The organism is Desulfosarcina sp. BuS5 (genome assembly GCF_028752835.1).
Lineage (GTDB): Bacteria > Desulfobacterota > Desulfobacteria > Desulfobacterales > BuS5 > BuS5.
In genome coordinates this window covers 660,592-677,196 of sequence record NZ_CP087952.1, presented here as the reverse complement: position 1 = coordinate 677,196, position 16,605 = coordinate 660,592, and the positions used below count along the sequence as shown (strand labels likewise).

At 41.2% G+C, this 16,605-nt stretch carries 13 protein-coding genes; 8 read left to right on the top strand and 5 right to left on the bottom strand.

Translation table 11 applies throughout. The features are described from left to right. Positions 1 to 212 precede the first annotated feature (212 nt). From BuS5_RS03195 to tilS, 4 genes are all read right to left on the bottom strand, one after another. Positions 213 to 1,922: a DUF6909 family protein gene (locus tag BuS5_RS03195; RefSeq protein ID WP_027353900.1), complete on the bottom strand. Its 1,710-nt coding sequence runs from the start codon at positions 1,920 to 1,922 to the stop codon at positions 213 to 215. A gap of 304 nt (positions 1,923 to 2,226) precedes the next feature. Further along, positions 2,227 to 3,042: a dihydropteroate synthase gene (gene folP, locus BuS5_RS03190; protein WP_198012243.1), complete on the bottom strand. Its 816-nt coding sequence runs from the start codon at positions 3,040 to 3,042 to the stop codon at positions 2,227 to 2,229. Positions 3,043 to 3,107: 65 nt separating this feature from the next. Beyond that, a complete protein-coding gene (ftsH, locus tag BuS5_RS03185) occupies positions 3,108 to 4,949 on the bottom strand; it encodes an ATP-dependent zinc metalloprotease FtsH (protein WP_084445920.1) in 1,842 nt (613 codons plus the stop codon). Positions 4,950 to 5,088: 139 nt separating this feature from the next. Next, on the bottom strand, positions 5,089 to 6,576 hold the full coding sequence (gene tilS / locus BuS5_RS03180; protein ID WP_027353899.1) for a tRNA lysidine(34) synthetase TilS: 1,488 nt from the start codon (positions 6,574 to 6,576) through the stop codon (positions 5,089 to 5,091). Positions 6,577 to 6,813: 237 nt separating this feature from the next. Between tilS and BuS5_RS03175 the strand changes: the two genes are divergently transcribed. The 7 genes from BuS5_RS03175 (at position 6,814) to BuS5_RS20210 (ending at position 15,454) form a co-directional block, all read left to right on the top strand. Beyond that, positions 6,814 to 7,086: a hypothetical protein gene (locus tag BuS5_RS03175; RefSeq protein ID WP_274427995.1), complete on the top strand. Its 273-nt coding sequence runs from the start codon at positions 6,814 to 6,816 to the stop codon at positions 7,084 to 7,086. Positions 7,087 to 7,101: 15 nt separating this feature from the next. Continuing rightward, positions 7,102 to 7,839 (top strand): IS1 family transposase, encoded by a 738-nt coding sequence (locus BuS5_RS03170; protein WP_338000285.1) that lies wholly within the window; start codon positions 7,102 to 7,104, stop codon positions 7,837 to 7,839. 766 nt (positions 7,840 to 8,605) lie between these two features. Continuing rightward, entirely contained in the window at positions 8,606 to 9,415 is an 810-nt protein-coding gene (locus BuS5_RS03165) for an MmgE/PrpD family protein (protein ID WP_027354882.1), read from the top strand. A gap of 12 nt (positions 9,416 to 9,427) precedes the next feature. Further along, positions 9,428 to 9,934, top strand: coding sequence for an MmgE/PrpD family protein (locus tag BuS5_RS03160; protein ID WP_255342836.1), 507 nt, complete (start codon positions 9,428 to 9,430; stop codon positions 9,932 to 9,934). A 348-nt stretch (positions 9,935 to 10,282) separates the two neighbouring features. After that, entirely contained in the window at positions 10,283 to 12,652 is a 2,370-nt protein-coding gene (locus BuS5_RS03155; RefSeq protein WP_027354880.1) for an SNF2-related protein, read from the top strand. After that, complete coding sequence (locus BuS5_RS03150; protein WP_157487467.1) at positions 12,642 to 13,685, top strand: hypothetical protein; 1,044 nt, start codon at positions 12,642 to 12,644, stop codon at positions 13,683 to 13,685. Before BuS5_RS03155 ends, BuS5_RS03150 begins: the two co-directional genes overlap by 11 nt. Positions 13,686 to 13,909: 224 nt before the next feature. Then, the gene (locus BuS5_RS20210) at positions 13,910 to 15,454 is read left to right on the top strand and encodes a methyl-accepting chemotaxis protein (RefSeq protein WP_051375134.1); all 1,545 of its coding nucleotides are present in this window, start codon (positions 13,910 to 13,912) and stop codon (positions 15,452 to 15,454) included. A 51-nt stretch (positions 15,455 to 15,505) separates the two neighbouring features. Here BuS5_RS20210 and BuS5_RS03140 read toward each other — a convergent pair whose 3' ends face one another. Next, positions 15,506 to 15,667, bottom strand: a complete 162-nt coding sequence (locus tag BuS5_RS03140) for a hypothetical protein (RefSeq protein ID WP_157487466.1) — start codon at positions 15,665 to 15,667, stop codon at positions 15,506 to 15,508. A gap of 524 nt (positions 15,668 to 16,191) precedes the next feature. On the opposite strand from BuS5_RS03140, the gene BuS5_RS03135 reads away from it, so the two are divergent. Next, complete coding sequence (locus BuS5_RS03135) at positions 16,192 to 16,413, top strand: hypothetical protein (protein WP_274427994.1); 222 nt, start codon at positions 16,192 to 16,194, stop codon at positions 16,411 to 16,413. Positions 16,414 to 16,605 lie beyond the last annotated feature (192 nt).

Genomic DNA, 16,605 nt, shown 5'->3' with positions numbered 1-16,605 from the left:
AATATTGCTATAAACAAGGCATCTGCATTTAAATGTTTTCGTTTTTTGATTTTAGATGGAATTTTAAATTTTTTAGATAAACGCGCTTTCTTTACTTCGCTATTTTAGGGCATTCTGGCCCCAATCGGGAATTGTTGTAACTGGATTACATTTTTGGACAAGAGGTTGTTGCGTTAGCACGGTAGGATTGGATGAAGAAACAATAAAAAAAATTATTTATCTGGAGATTTATCTTTAACATTTAATATTTTTTCCAGTATAACCTTTGTTATCATGTATGTGGGCCGAATTCCTTCGTCTCCCATGCTGCCCGAAGCAAGTGTTTCTCCGCTGGAGAGAGGATTATCCGATGCATAATATGCATATCGTGTCTTTATTTTTTTTGATACATGCCCTCTGATGATGGCCGCATTTATTGCTCGCTGATAATGGCCGCCCTCCATCTCCAGGCCCACCGCTTTCCAGCTTGCTGTTTGAAACTTTTCCAGAACATCCCTGTTTTGAAGAGACGTCCCGAGAACAGTGACAACAGGGCCGGTATAAACATTTACTGAATCATCAAAATCTTTTTTTTCTAAATCATTGTTGATGAGATAATTATGCGGAATTCCTTCAAGGACATGGGCAGTTGCAAGAATTATGTCCCCCTTTTTTCCCGGCAGAATACCTGCTTTGCCCATAATTGAAATAGATTGTACATCCTCAATTTGTGTTGACCTGCTTTCAAAACCGGAATTGAGAAGTTCATCCATAACTTCAAATGCCTGGGTCCCGAACGCATAATCCATTACCAGGATAACAGGCTTGTTCTTTTTCAAAACGGCTTTATTAACGCTTAATTCAGGATGTAACTTTAAAGATTCCAACCTGGAAGCATCTATTATCTGGCAATCTATATGCGCCCCGGAAGAATCGGGCAGCTCCAACAGACCATGCTTTACGGCATAGCTTATGATTTTTTCTTCTTTCCCCCTGATCTGATTAATAAAGCTGTAAAGATCCCCAATGTTTTTCCCAGCGATATTTTTTTCCATTGCGGAGTATGCATATAACAAATTAACAATACTATGCATGTTTGCGCTTATAATATGTAATGGCCGATTCTCAAACCCCAGTTCTGATAATTTATCTTTTATCTCTTGAGCCCAGGCCCGGCTATGTTTATGATGCCCCATCATATCCCGGAAAGATGGAGTAAAATATATTAATAGTTCATTATCCCTGGACAACTTCCCGCTTTCCACACGTTTTCCCAACTGGTAGATTATTTGGAACAGACCCGCATTACTCTTTTTCTCTTCCTTGCTTTTTTCAAGATACTCGTATGTTTTTCTTGTCTCATGATATGTTCGTCCCAGGATTATACTTAAATTCCAGATTGCCTTGTCCAGCCGTTTTCCCTTTAATACTGAGCCGCTTGTTACATTTTTCTCAAGTTCCCGCCATTCAACGGTTATATCACCTGATAGATCTTTGGTCTGATTATATATCTTATTTGCCTCAATGTTGAGAAACGTCAAATGTGTAAGGAGATCATACATCTCACTGCTCAATCCTCTTGTAATAACAAAGCAGATCTCATTGCTGCTTATGCGATACGCGATTCTTCTCCTTTTGGGAGGCTCTATTTTTTCAAATGAAGTCTGCTCGAAATCATCCTGGGCGGTTAATATAATCCGTGAACATTCTTCAATGCCCCTGGGCAATCTTTCCAGTACATATTGCAGACCTCTAATCTCTATGCTTCTCGGGTCATTAATTGTGCCGTATATCTCAGGACTGATCCATTTTAATGCATCTTCGAGTGTTTGCCCCGACTTCCCCGAAGGCTTATAATATCCTCTCAATGCAAGAGCATCCGCAATAGTTTTAAAAGATCTTATTGCAAGCCGCCCCTTTTGTGCTTTTGTTAATTCTTCCAAAACGGATTCCCCCTAATTGGTTGGCCCTGAAAATCTATCGGCATGGGCACGATGCATCGTACCCCTACAACTCTTACGGTAAACATTTCAGGCTTTACTCCGGTTAAAGTTGTTTGAACAGGTATTTTTATAGATGCATGTTTAACATATTCACCCGGTTTCAAATCTTTCAAATCAACGAAGATTTTAATATCTTTATCAGGATCGATTTAATCAAGAATAGAGGATATATAAAATAGATACAACCGCAGGTATGAAATAAATATACCTTGAATAGCGACGTCCAAAGGTAGATAGATATCTCTTAACTATCATGACGGTTTTGATTAATTGCGTCTATAATTTTCAATGTGTTACGCGTGCCGGCCACATCATGAACCCTGACAATATGCGCTCCGTTTAAAGCCGCTGCCGCAACAGCAGCCTGGGTGCCTGATTCAATTAGCGACAAATCGTGTTCTGAATCTTCCTTTAACTCATCTTTAAGTAAATTTTTTAAAAAAGATTTCCGCGAAGGCCCGATTAAAATCGGCACATCAAGAGTATCAAAGTCGGATAGATTTTTTATAATAAGCAGATTATGTTTCAGGGTTTTCCCAAAGCCGATTCCAGGATCGATTATTATTCTTGACCGCAAGATTCCTCTTTTGACGGCTGAATCTATTGAATGTTGAAAAAAATCTTTTATCTCCCCTGTCAGATCATCATAAAACGGAGAAATCTGCATGGTTTGGGGCGATCCCTGCATATGCATCATGATAACCGGCACAGAATATTCAGCGGCAACACCTGCCATATTATGATCTAGACGCATCCCACTGATATCGTTTATAATCGAAGCGCCGGCTTCTATCGCCTGTTTTGCAACACTCGCTTTGGTTGTATCTATGGAAACAGGAACCTTGATGCTTCCTGCAAGTTTTTCTATTACAGGAATAACACGCCCAATCTCATCTTCCATGGATACCGGATCGGAAAACGGCCGAGTCGATTCACCACCTATATCTATTATATCCGCTCCATCTTCGACCAATCGCGCAGCATGGGCCACGGCATCATCGCAAGCTAAAAAAGTTCCTCCATCTGAAAAAGAATCGGGGGTAACATTTAAAATACCCATTATACGGGTTTTATCCCCGAGTTTCAGAGTATGCTTGCCCCAGGAAATGATATATTTTTGCCTGCTCAATTCGTGCTGTCTGCTCCCTGATCGTTGTCCTTAACGGTCTGCTCAAATTCAGGTTTCATGGAAATTATCAGACTGTCAAGCTCTGCGCCCATAACAGTCTCCTTTTCAAGAAGAAGTTCCGCCAGCTTGTGAAGGATATCCAGATTTTCATTCAACACCTTCTGCGCTGTTTTGTAAGCCTTTTTTATCAGACTGTTGATCTCTTCGTCGATTTTTTTGGCGGTCTCCTCGGAATAATCCCTGTGCTGGGATATTTCCCGCCCCAAAAAAATCTGTTCCTCATCCTTTGCGTATGACAAAGGGCCGAGGGTTTCACTCATGCCCCAGGAACGTATCATTCTCTGAGCAATATCTGTTGCCTGTTTGATATCATTCGAAGCGCCTGTGCTTAAACGATTAAATACTATCTCCTCGGCCACCCGGCCTCCGAATGCTACGGAAAGTTCATTCTCGAGCTGATCTTTAAACTTGAAATCACGCTCCTCAGGCAAAAACCATGTTACACCGGCAGCGCGTCCCCTGGGAATAATGGTTATCTTATTAACCTTATCAGTATCAGGCAGGAATCTGGCGACAAGGGCATGCCCGCCTTCATGGTATGCTGTAATCTTTCGGTCTTCCTCCTTAACTACCTTCGATTTACGCTCAAGCCCCATGTAGACTTTGTCTTTGGCATCCTCCAGATCAGACATGCCGATCTTCTCTTTATCTCTTTTAGCCGCAAGAAGAGCAGCTTCATTAACCAGATTTTCAAGATCAGCGCCTGAAAAACCGGGGGTTCCCTTTGCAAGAACAACCTTATCCACATCAGAGTCGATCGGTGTCTTTTTCATATGCACTTTAAGTATCTCTTCCCGGCCTTTTATGTCCGGAAGGGGAACGACTACCTGGCGGTCGAATCGTCCGGGCCGTAAAAGAGCAGGATCGAGCACATCCGGCCGGTTTGTTGCGGAAATAAGGATGACGCCTTCATTAGATTCAAATCCGTCCATCTCCACCAGGAGCTGGTTTAAGGTTTGCTCCCTTTCATCATGACCCCCGCCGAGGCCGGCGCCGCGATGTCTTCCCACAGCATCAATCTCATCAATAAAAATTATGCATGGCGCATTTTTTTTCCCCTGTATAAAAAGATCTCTGACCCTGGACGCTCCGACTCCCACAAACATCTCAACAAAATCCGAACCACTGATGCTGAAAAATGGGACATCAGCCTCTCCCGCAATAGCCCTTGCCAGAAGTGTCTTCCCCGTGCCCGGCGATCCCATCAAAAGCACACCCTTTGGTATTCGTCCTCCCAGACGCGTAAATTTTTTCGGCTCTTTTAAAAAATTAATTATCTCTTGAAGCTCTTCCTTGGCCTCATCAATACCTGCTACATTTTCAAAAGTAACTTTATCAAGCTGATCCGACAGGAGTCGCGCTCTGCTCTTTCCGAAGGACATGGCTTTTCCCCCGCCTCCCTGCATCTGGCGCATAAAAAAAATCCATACGCCTATAAGAACAAGCATAGGAAACCAGGAAATAAAAATTGACATGTACCAGGGCGACTCGACCGGAGGTTTTACGTTAATCGCCACCCCCTTTGTCCTCAATATTTTTATCAGATCTCCGTCCTGTGGAGCAAAAACCTTAAAGCGCGCTCCGTTAGTATCTGTAATATACAGCTCCTGCCCCTGGATAGTGACCCCCCTTACCCGCTCGGAATCAACCATTGAAAGAAAGTCGGTATAATTTATATTTGTCTCTGACACCCGCTGCTGGTTAAAAAGGTTATACAGCATGATCATCATTAATGTTATGACGATCCACAAGGCCAGGTTTTTATAAAAAGCATTCAACTAAAAGTACCTCCCGGAAAGAGTGTTAATAAAAATAGTTATTTTAATCATTATTGATGATTTAGCAAGCAAAAGGTGACCTATCGAGCCCTTAGCAGCAATTTAATGGCACATGAAAGGGATTGAGCCTCCCGGCAACCTATCGGAGAAGTTCAACACTGAGCACTTTCTCTGTTGAATCTTTAATTTTTACAGATTCATCAATCTGATGTCCAACAAGCCAGATTATTTTGTTAAAACTGAGCAGGACAGGTGTGCTTACACGATTTTTTCTGGTTACCTTTTTATTTATAAAATATTTTTTTACCTTCTGGGCGCCTTTCATACCCAAAGGATGAAAACGATCACCCGGTTTTAAATTTCTCACCGTCAATGGAAAGCTTAAACCGTCCATATCAAAAAAAGCTGTTTTATCTCCATGGTTGCATAAAACTGTAAAGCTAATATTATCTATAACAGAAAATTTCATATAAATATTTAATCTATCCAAAAACAGTAAAACAGGGGATTCATGTTCAGGTTGCGGGATAATATATTCAAAGGCCGGCAGTTCATTAACATAAAATTCAGGCCTTGATTCCCGCAGCGGTTTTTTTTCTTTTGAAATAAATAGAATATCATAATCTCTCCGGATTCTTATTCTTTCCGGCAAATCTATATTCCATGAGGAAGACCCGTCTTTAAGAAGATTTATTATAGAATCAATATGCGATAAGGTTATACGTTTAAGATCTCCTTTTATTATTTTAATGATCTTTCTTACAATCCTCCTGAGCGCCGCAACATCTATGTCTTCTATTTCAGGTATTGAAATTTCCAGCTCATTATCCTTTATGGGGATGCTGTTTTTTTCAAGTATGGAATCAATTAAATTATCTATCCATATCTCTTCAGTTCTGACGATTGTTGAAAGCCTGTTAAGCGCTTCAATTATCCTGGGATTATACGAATCTTTTAATTCCGGAATTAAATTACAACGTATCCGGTTCCTGATCATGCTGGTGTCATAATTAGATTGATCCGTAACATATTCCAAATCCTCTTCTTTTAAAAAAAATAAGATTTCCTCCCTTGTTAACCTTATAAGGGGGCGTATGATAATTTTTCCACTTGCCAAACTTTCTCTTACGGGCGGTATTCCTGATATACCTTGATGACCCGCTCCGCGTAAAATATTCATAAGAACAAGTTCGGCATTGTCATCGGCGTGATGACCAAGCGCTATTTTGGTGAAGCCGTGATTTTCAGCTGTTTTGTAGAAAAAAGAATACCTCACACGCCTGGCTGCATCTTCCAGGGAGAGACGGTTATCGGCCTGATATTCTCGGACATCTTTTTTGCTAATATAAAAAGGAAGATCAAGTCTACGTGCCATAGACTCAACAAAGATAGCATCCTTGTCGGATTCTTTGCCCCTTAAAGAGTGGTTGAGGTGTGCTATTCCCAATCTTAATGAAAAGATACAGGACAATTCAAGCATAACGTGGAGAAGAGCCACAGAATCAGGGCCGCCTGAAACAGTTACCAGCACAGAATCCCCAAGTTGCAGCATATTATAATCTGATACAGTTTTTTCAATAGAATTTAAAAAGTTAATTCCATTGTATTTATTTTTTTTTGATGACATATCAGCGGCTATCTATGCAAGCACACCTCTTGCAAGTTTTGTCCTCTATCCTTATAATATAATATTAATTACCTGACAATCTATATCCGGTAGTCCCTACAAAACAATGCAGGTGATTAAAAAGTGTCTCTGAAAACATGAATAAAAAAGATTTTTACTAAAAATTAAGATTGCTATAGACTAAAAGCAATATATTTTGTAGAGCACGGTTAAAACTCTATTCAAAGGATCGCAACCATGCAAAATACAGCCCTAACACTTTTTTGTCCCGGGAAAAGCTGCAAATGTTATCAATCAACCGAGAACAAAATCACCAAGGATGGAGTTTACATAACAAAATCCGATTTTGAGCCAAGACAAATGTTTTACTGCAATGGTGGCAAACATAGATTCTCAGAAACAGGATATTCCGATCTTTTTGGAAAGCATGGCAGTTTTAAAGAATATGAGCAAACGGCAAAGCTAAACTCTTACGGCCTTGGCACTAATGCAATTGCCGATGTACTTTAAAAAGATCGAAGGACAATTGAACAACGGCAAAAAGTTATTGGACAAAAAAGCCAGCAATTTCACCTATTTTTTTGTTTTACTATCGGACTTACCATTGTATTTCTCCAGATGGATGAACTATGGTCTTACCTTAAAAATAAAAGTCAACAATTATGGGTTTTTATCGCTCTTGAATCCACAACAAAATTCTGGATCGGTTTCGAGTTGGGTTCAAGAACAACTTACACTGCAAACCGTTTAGTAAAGGGCATTAAAAAGTTGGGCAAATGGGGAAAAGATAATATATTAAAGGTCGCTACAGATAAATTAGCGGCTTACAAAAATGCGCTCGAAAACATTATGTCTGAAATTCCTTATGCTTACCTGCAAATTGTTAAGCGCCGAATAAAGCGTCGGCTTGTAACAGTTAAAAAATATTTTGTAAAAGGTACTGTAAAAGATTTCCCCGGAAAAAGCCAAAACACCTCATTTATTGAGAGACTGAACCTTACCCTAAGGCAACATATCTCCTATCTTCAGAGAAAAACCCTGGGGTATTGCAAGAACAAGCTGAATTTTAGTAATGTAATGTGGATTAACTTATTCAACTATAATTACATACAATTTCATAAGAGCTTACGAATACGAATTAACAATGAAAACGAGAAATTTATAAAAAAGTATAACCATAATACACCGGCAATGCAGATGGGACTTACGAATTCTCCACTAAACTGGAGATATCTCATTACAGTCCCAATACCTTGTAAGTAGCTGATTTTTCGAACCTGCATTGTTTTGTAGGGACTACCTAAAGCTATTATCAATGCCAATCGTATCAAAAAATGGATGCTGTTTACCATTATTTATCCATAATTAAAGCAGGGTGTTTTATCAACCTTTTGTTTCTGCTTTTTTTTAAGGCTTTGAGAAGTTATTTCGTCCTCGTTTCTAAATATGTATCAGGAATATGTTTTTGGCAACAGGCAAAATTATGCAATCTCTAAAACTCCGATATAAGGATTTAAGCAAAGATAATAGTATAAAATACTAATTATATCAATATGTTAATTAAGTAAACTTGATAGCCACGCAGTCATACAAACACCTCTATTTATGCAATTACGCGCCTGTACGCGCTTTAAAACCCCTCGTAACGTAGGCGTTGAAAGCTACCTCTTTATTTAAAAATCCTTATATCGGAGTTTTAGTGCAATCTTGACAGCGTTGTTTTTTTGACATAATAAATGAAAGGTTCGTTTTGTATAGATATTTATTTAAATGAATTTTATAGGTTTATCTATAGAAATTAGGTAACCGTTAACGGTTGAAAAATACAGCAGGTTTCGGTGGATTCGCTTCGCTTAATCCACCCTACAAACTTACGTTGCTCTTGAACCGTAGGGTGGATTAAGGAGCGTAAGCGACGAATCCACCAAAGTAGCTGTCCCGCCTTACGTTGATGGCCTGAGATTCAATTTATAAACAGGAAATTATGCCGCTTGTAACCGTGAACGGTTACGAAATTAGGAGAAAAGAGATGAATATTGGTAAGAAGATTGCAGAATATGTAGCTGGAACAGAATTTGACCAGTTGCCTGACGATGTGTTGGAAATGGGGAAACTCTGTTTTCTTGACTGGTTAGGAGTTGCTATTGCAGGGTCAAAGAGTGAATTCGGAGACGTTTCAAAAAAATATTTATCCAATTTTGACACAAAAGATCAGTCTACCGTAATTGGAGTCGGTGAAAAGGCTAATCTTCAAAATGCTTCCCTTATGAATGGCATGCTGTCCCATGCCTTGGATTTTGATGATTATCACATGGCTACCTTAATACATACAACATCCCCAAGTTTGCCCGCGATTATGGCTATTGCTGAATACCGGCAATCAAATGGAAAAGATCTTTTAAAGGCAATTATTCTTGCTATTGATATAAGCTTACGACTTGCCAAAGGAGTGGGGCGTGTTCATTATGACAAAGGCTGGCATATCACCTCTACCATAGGACGATTCGGGGCAGTTGCCGGGGTTGCAAGTCTTTTGAATCTTGACCCGGCTACAATCGTTAATGCTCTTGGAATAGCCGGCACTTCCGGTGGAGGTCTGCGAAATGTGTTTGGAACTATGTCAAAAGCTTTCCATGTTGGTAAAGCAGCCTCCGATGGGCTGACAGCCTGTTTATTTGCCCAGGAAGGCGTTGACAGTTCTTCTGATATTTTTGATGGTCAGCATGGTTTTTTTGATCTGTTTGCTGAGAAGCCTGATCATGAAGTTATTGTAAAGGATTTGGGAGAAAAATTTTATCTTTCGGAAGTCTGTTTTAAAACATATCCTGCTCCGTTATGAGTCCATTCAACTATAGATCTCATGGTTGAGATCCAGAAAAAAGATAATCCTTTCATTTCTGATGTGGATAAAGTTGAAATTCAAATTGATAATTTACCCCTTGATGCGGCAGGTCGAGTAAAACCGGAAACTCTGCATGAGGCTAGATTCAGTATTTATTTCCTGGCAGCATTATCCCTTGCCGAGGGAAAAGTGACAACAGAAAATCTTACGGAAGAAAAGCTCTCCAGTCCTGAAATAGAAGCTTTAAGAAAAAAAATAACGACCCATGGATTTTTTAATATATGTTTAAGTTCCCATGTCAAAGTACACATGAAAGATGGTACAATATATGAAGGGCAGACTTCAGCTCCCAAAGGCTCTTCTGATAATCCTTTAACAGCCGGGGAACTTAAAGATAAATTCATGATTACATCCGGTCTTTCCCCTGGCAGAGCCAAAAAGGTAATTGAAAGAGTTATGGAATTGGAAAATGTAGAATCTGCTGCCGAAATTTTATCTTTAATACGCCAGGAATAGGGGGGGGTAACCCTGCTCTTGATGATCATTGCTCACCGAAAAAAACGCAATTTATAGACCGTCACATCAAACCCCCTCCGGCCTTGTGCCAAATTTTAAAATCGGGTAATTATCTGACGGTCTATATAACCTTCCGAGGTATATATTTCATCCAGTCGATAAAACTTTCAAAGCCTATCCCAAACTGCAACAAACCTGCGTTATATTTTTATCCGATCTTTTCTTCATGCTATTCAAAAATAAACAGCATACCTGACCCCGTTTTTTAATCTTTTATTTCATCCTGATTTATTATATTAATCGAAGAAAAGATCACATTACCATTAATTAAAATACTTATTTGCTGATATGGCTACAAAAAAAGCGGAAAAAAGAAAAGCAAAACGGAAGGCGAAACAGAAAAACCGCCGGCTAACCAAAGAAAAAGTCAGAGTTTCATCCAGCAGGAGCATGAAATCTGAATTTTATGCCGAGGAAGCAAGGTTTTACTGGAACTCGGGTGATTATGAAAGGGCGTTTGCTAACATACAAAAGGCTTTGAAAACTGATCCTCAAAACAAAACATATCTTCAAAGACTTGTTGATGTCGGGCGAAAACTTGACAGGAATGATGTAGTCCTGAGCGGGTACACCCGGTTGTACAACATTGGGCAGCTTGATGACGAGGATGCTTCTTTTTTTGTGCGCACTCTTATAGACACCCGCGATTATCACAATGCCCTGCAAATTTCAGAAATCTATCTTGCAAAACTTCCTGAAATTAAAATTGCAAATAAACGTAAGATAAAATCTTATCTGATCGATTGCCAACGCTTCTGCCAGGCATGCCTGGAAAATGAAAAACATATGGCAGAGAAGCAAGAGATCTCTAAATCGCCTGTATCAAAAAAAGATCAAAAACAGGCCGACGCTGAAAAGAGAATCCCTGCCTCTGACCCTGATCCTGATCCTGTCTCTGACAAGGTACCGAAAAAACAGGTTCTGCCGAAGATACCTGTATCAATAAATCTTGATACCCAATCTTTTCAGGCTGCTTTTTCTTCGGCCTCAGCGGCGGCGCCTGAGGTGCTGGAACTGGCCATGGAAGGTTACAGGATCCGTTTCCGGGATTCCTTTGAGAATCTAATCTGCCTGTCACAGCTAAGCAATGTCAGATCTTTCTGGTACCAGGAGGAGACTGCCCGCAAGGTGTTAAAAAGTTTCCGGGGCCGCGCCATGCTTTCCGATGAGGTGGGGCTTGGTAAAACCATAGAAGCCTCAATTATTCTAAAAGAATATATTGAAAGAGGAATGGTGAAAAATGCGTTGATTCTTACTCCGACACCCCTTGTCAGCCAGTGGAAGGAAGAGCTTGCCGCCAAATTCAATCTTGATTTTGTTTCCACAGATGACCAGGATTTGAAAAATAAAAACGGATTCTGGCAGTCTGATTTTGTTCTGGCATCCATTAACCAGGCCAAGTCAAAAAAGAACTTCAGCCAGGTGACGGAACAGGAATATGACATGGTAATTGTGGATGAGGCCCACCATCTTAAAAATAAAAACACCCTGAACTGGAAGCTTGTAAATTCGCTTAAAAAACGGTTTCTCCTGCTGCTTACGGCCACACCGGTGGAGAATAATCTCATGGAGCTGTACAATCTCATAACCCTGCTCAAACCGGGCCTTCTTAAAACAGCATCGGATTTTAGAAAGGAATTCGTAACAAAGGGAAATCCCACCAGTCCCCAGAACAGAAACAGGCTTAAAGGCCTCCTCGACCGGGTTATGATAAGGAATACAAGATCCCTGGCCAGGATAGATATTCCCCCCAGGTTTGCTTATACGGTCCGGGTGGAACCCGGGGCAAGTGAGAAAAAGCTCTATACAATGGTGACTGACCTGGTCAGTCATATCAACCAGACCGGAAGAAGCGGGAGCAGACTTCTGCTGAAAAACCTCCTGGCAGAAGCGGGTTCATCTCCCAAGGCTCTTGATTTAACGCTTTATCGCATTATCCGGGACGGCAAATATTCATTAGAAGATTTTCATGATAAAATTGAGCCGATCCACAACCTTTGCCGATCCATAACAGGGGAAACAGGCAAGAACAAAGCGCTTCTTAAACTGATAAAAAAAGCAAAAGGCAAAAAAATTATCTTTGTCAAATATGTAGGCTCAATGGAGCAGATTTCGGAATTTTTAGCTTGGCATAATATTCCCCACGCGCTCTTCCACGGCAGCATGGACAACAAAAAAAAGGATGAAGCCATCAGGCTTTTTAAAGAGGAAAAGGATATTCTGGTTTCAACAGAAATCGGCGGAGAAGGAAGAAACCTGCAGTTCTGCCACCAGATGGTCAATTATGATCTCCCCTGGAACCCCATGAAAATTGAACAGAGGATCGGCAGGATTCACAGGATAGGGCAGGAGAAGGAAGTCATGATATATAATTTTTGTGCCCTTGGAAGCGTTGAAGATTATATCCTGGAAATTCTGGACCGGAAAATCAATATGTTTGAGATGGTCATCGGTGAAATAGATATGATCCTGGGCCGGGTGCGCGGAGAAAAGGATTTTGAAGATATGGTCTATGACATATGGGTCAATTCAGGTTCTGAAAAGGAACGGGACAAAGAATTCGGCAACTTTGGCGCCAGGATTAAACGTTCAAAAATCCAGTATACTAAAACCAGGGAACTTGATGACCAGCTTTTTGGTGAAAATTATGAGCTTTGATACTGACAACCAGTTAAAATTATTTGTCGAACAATTTATTAAATCCCATGGCGGGGAGGCCGTAAATAATCAGGACGGCCTGGAGGCGCTCCTGCCTGAGAAGCTTGCGGCAGAGCTTTCCGAGCCTGAATACCTGAATCTGCAATTTGGAGCGGATTCAAAAGGAGATCACAAGATCAGTTACGGTTCTCCCTTACTTGACAAAATTGTCAATTCAGCCTGCCGGGAACTTCCAATCTCTGTTTGTCGTCTGAACTTCCAGTATCTGAAAACCCAGGGATTTAACAGGCTGATAAAAGAACTGTTTGCCTTCAGCAATGCCGTTGGGCATGTCGATTGTACTGCCCGGGTAATGACAGAATATATCTTGCTACAATGCAAGTATCTTGCCCAGAGCGATGAGCAGAAAGAGGGCCTGCTCGCATTTGTCTTCAACCTGGAAACAGGATCAGAAGTTCCGGCAATGGCTTGGGTTCTGGATGATGTCGAAAAAAAATTTAAGCTGAATAAGAACAAAATTAATTTTTCAGAAGAAAAAATTAAAACATTGCTCAACTCCGTACAAAGAAATGCCGGCCCGGCCCTGGCCCCGGAACTGGAACCTTTCCAGGCCAGCATGAACCGAAGATACAGGCGTGATGTTACAAACCTGGATGAGTATTATGCCGCCCTGCAGCAGGAAATGGAAGAGAGCCTGAAGCGGCCCGGGCTTTCAGAGCAGTTAATTACAGATCGAAAAGAGAAGATAGCCCTGATTCCGGATGAGCTTGCCAAAAAAAAAGATGACCTTTTTAAGAAGTACAGCATCAGGGTCTCCCTGGAACTTTGCGGCGCCATGTTGATAAGAACACCCGCCGTAAAAGTTCTTTACCAGGCTTCAATCGGCAGAAGCATAACCAACATCTCCATGTTTTATAATCCAGCCACCAAATCCATGGATCCCCTTGTATGCCGGAAATGCAAAAAGAGCACATTCAATCCTTACTTTTCAGATGATTTGCAGATATTCTGCCCGGACTGTATCGGTAGCTGAATAATTTTTGTGAGCGAAGGAAGTGATATGAAGGATGTCAACAACTCCCCGTATGAAAAAGTTAATTTATTTTTGGGCAAATCCTAAAGTTACAGTTTGGAAGCGCCGATACTATCTGTAAATGTTCTGCTGTATCGGATCAGTAAAAATAATTTGTATTCATTTACTGTCAACCGTAAATGAATACATATAACAAATCATCACTCAATTAATGGGGAGGAAAAATGGGCAACATAGTCAAAAATTTAACACTGAAGGCAAAATTTATGTGCGCCGGATTAATGCTTCTGTTGACAGCAATTATTTCCATCTGGGGAATGATGGAGATCGACAAGGCAAATCACCTTCAAAAAATTGAAAGAGATCACATTGAGTATTCCACGCTTCTTTATTTCAGAGCACAGGAATATGTATCCCTCATGGAAGAGGGTTCAAAGGGTGCCTTGGTCAGGGCGGAAGATCTGCTCAACCGGGAAGCTGATGCGCCACAAAGTATGGGAGTACGGCAATTATTGGAAAATACGCTGAAACAGCCGGTTGCCGTCTTTGATGATACAAATTTTTTAGAGGAGGCTCTGTTTACCTGGTTCGGATTTGGCGGGGCCTTCGATGCATCGGCAAAGGATATCAAGGACTGCGGAGTAGTTAAAAATGTAATAGACAGTTTCAGGAACAATTCTATAGGGCTTGAGCAGTTTAAACGGGAATTTACTGAAGCTGTGCGCCAGATTACCGTTAATAGCTGTAAATTTGCCCCTATTGTATACGGTGCAGGAATCTTCACCAAGAAATTGATGATTACCCTTGCAATAGTGTTCCTTGCACTTACAGGACTGTGTATGTTTTATATCGCCCGGATGATAATAATCCCGGCAACAGAAGCCAAGGCTTTTGCAGAACATATTGCAAATGGAGATCTGAGCGGAAGAATTCAAGTTGATCAGGCTGATGAAATCGGGCAACTAATGGACTCCATGAATGCTATATGCGAAAAAATGGGAGAGAACATCGGCCAGGTGATAGAAGTCTCTCAACAGGTTGCCGAAGGCGCATCAGAACAGGCGGCTGCTGTGGAAGAGACATCCGCAGCGCTTGAGGAGATATCCTCTATGAGCAAGCAGAATGCCGACAACGCAGGCCAGGCCGACAAATTGACGAATAACGTTGTCCTGGTGGTTACAGAGGCCGCCGGCTCCATGGACCAGCTTACCAAATCCATGGATGCTATTTCAAGGGCAAGCGATGAGACCCAGAATATCGTCAAGACAATTGATGAGATTGCTTTTCAGACCAACCTGCTGGCATTAAACGCTGCGGTCGAAGCAGCAAGGGCAGGAGAAGCAGGGGCCGGGTTTGCCGTGGTGGCGGAGGAGGTGAGAAACCTTGCCCTGAGGTCTGCTGAGGCAGCCAAAGGGACGAGTGCGCTTATTGATGAAACCGCCAAAAAGGTCAGCAATGGAGCTTCTCTGGCTTTGAGTACCAATGAGCAGTTTTCCAAGGTGAAGGAACATGCCCAAAAAGTTGGGGCATTAGTGAATGAGATAACAGTAGCATCAAACGAACAGGCCGAGGGTATTTCCCAAACAAGTAAGGGTATGTCTGAAATGGACCAGGTAGTTCAACAGAATGCCGCGCGAGCCGAAGAGCTGGCCGCAACCGCTGGGATATTCAAGGTCGCTGATAGTACAGCAGCTAATGCAGGCGGCTATAAAGAAAATATGGCGACAAATTTATCCAATAATTCCTATATGTCTGCAAACCCGGTGTGACGGGGGGATAGATTGTAACATAAATAATTTCAATGGGTTATCTGTTTATCCTTACCCATTTGCATACATTCCCAGGCTCTGCCTGGGAATGTATGCATCAAGCCATTGAGGAACCGGAATATAGTTTTGATTACAACAAAGATCACTCCAAAACTCTTCCATGACCTGTAGCTTCTCCTTGATCGTCATTTGTTCAAGTGGAAGCGTTGGCATATTATCTATTAAAGACTGCCTTTCAAAAGCGGCGCGACCCTGCCCAGTCCCTCTCAAGCGTCTGGTTCGTCGATCTGATTCGCTTGTAAATACAGTTGATTGGAATATTCAAGAAGAACTTCTTGTCCGGCGACATCTGGCAATTGATGTTTAACTCGACAGCAGCAATTCTAATTTTGGAAGGTTGTGGCACATCATATTGTAGCAACGCTATGCTTCATAATCTATATATAGATAAAAATATACCATAATTAGAATTGCTGAGAAGTAACTAAAACTCCGATATAAGGATCGAAAAAAATTGCATTTTTTTAAAAAAAATTCAACATATTGATTTTGCACCGCGTTTTTTAATTTGCCATACAATGCTGTTCTCAGGCGCTCAGGAGGGCGTGAGTGCACAATCATATACAAACCAGGGAGGGGTATGCGTCAAATAAAAAATCGTCCATAACTACTTGGAATTATTGAGGGTTTGACGACCCCCATTTGACATGCCCTCCGATTTGTGTTTAATATTTTGCATGGCTTCGAGGGAACAATTACAAGACACACTCTGTAAACGACTTTTTTGGCACACCGCAGAGCGGAATGACGGCAAGGTTGCAGACTACCTTTTTCATCGCCACGAAATGGACGTGGTCTATGCCATGGATGAGGCTACCTTGTTTGATTCCTTCTTCAATTATCTGCAGGGCATTGAAGTATTTCCTTTTCTGAAACACCTTGATCCAAAAAATCAATAAAAAAAAATGTCCCTTTTGCGCAGATACTTCTTGTTTACTTAATGAAAGTCGTCGGATCCATTAAAAAAATGGATCAAATAACCGATTTATTGCTCACTGATGAACTCCTTATGAGCATGTGCGGCTTCAATGCATATCAGGTAAAAAATGGCAGCTGTAAGCGGGGCGAAAAACTTCGCAAGACTTATGTGC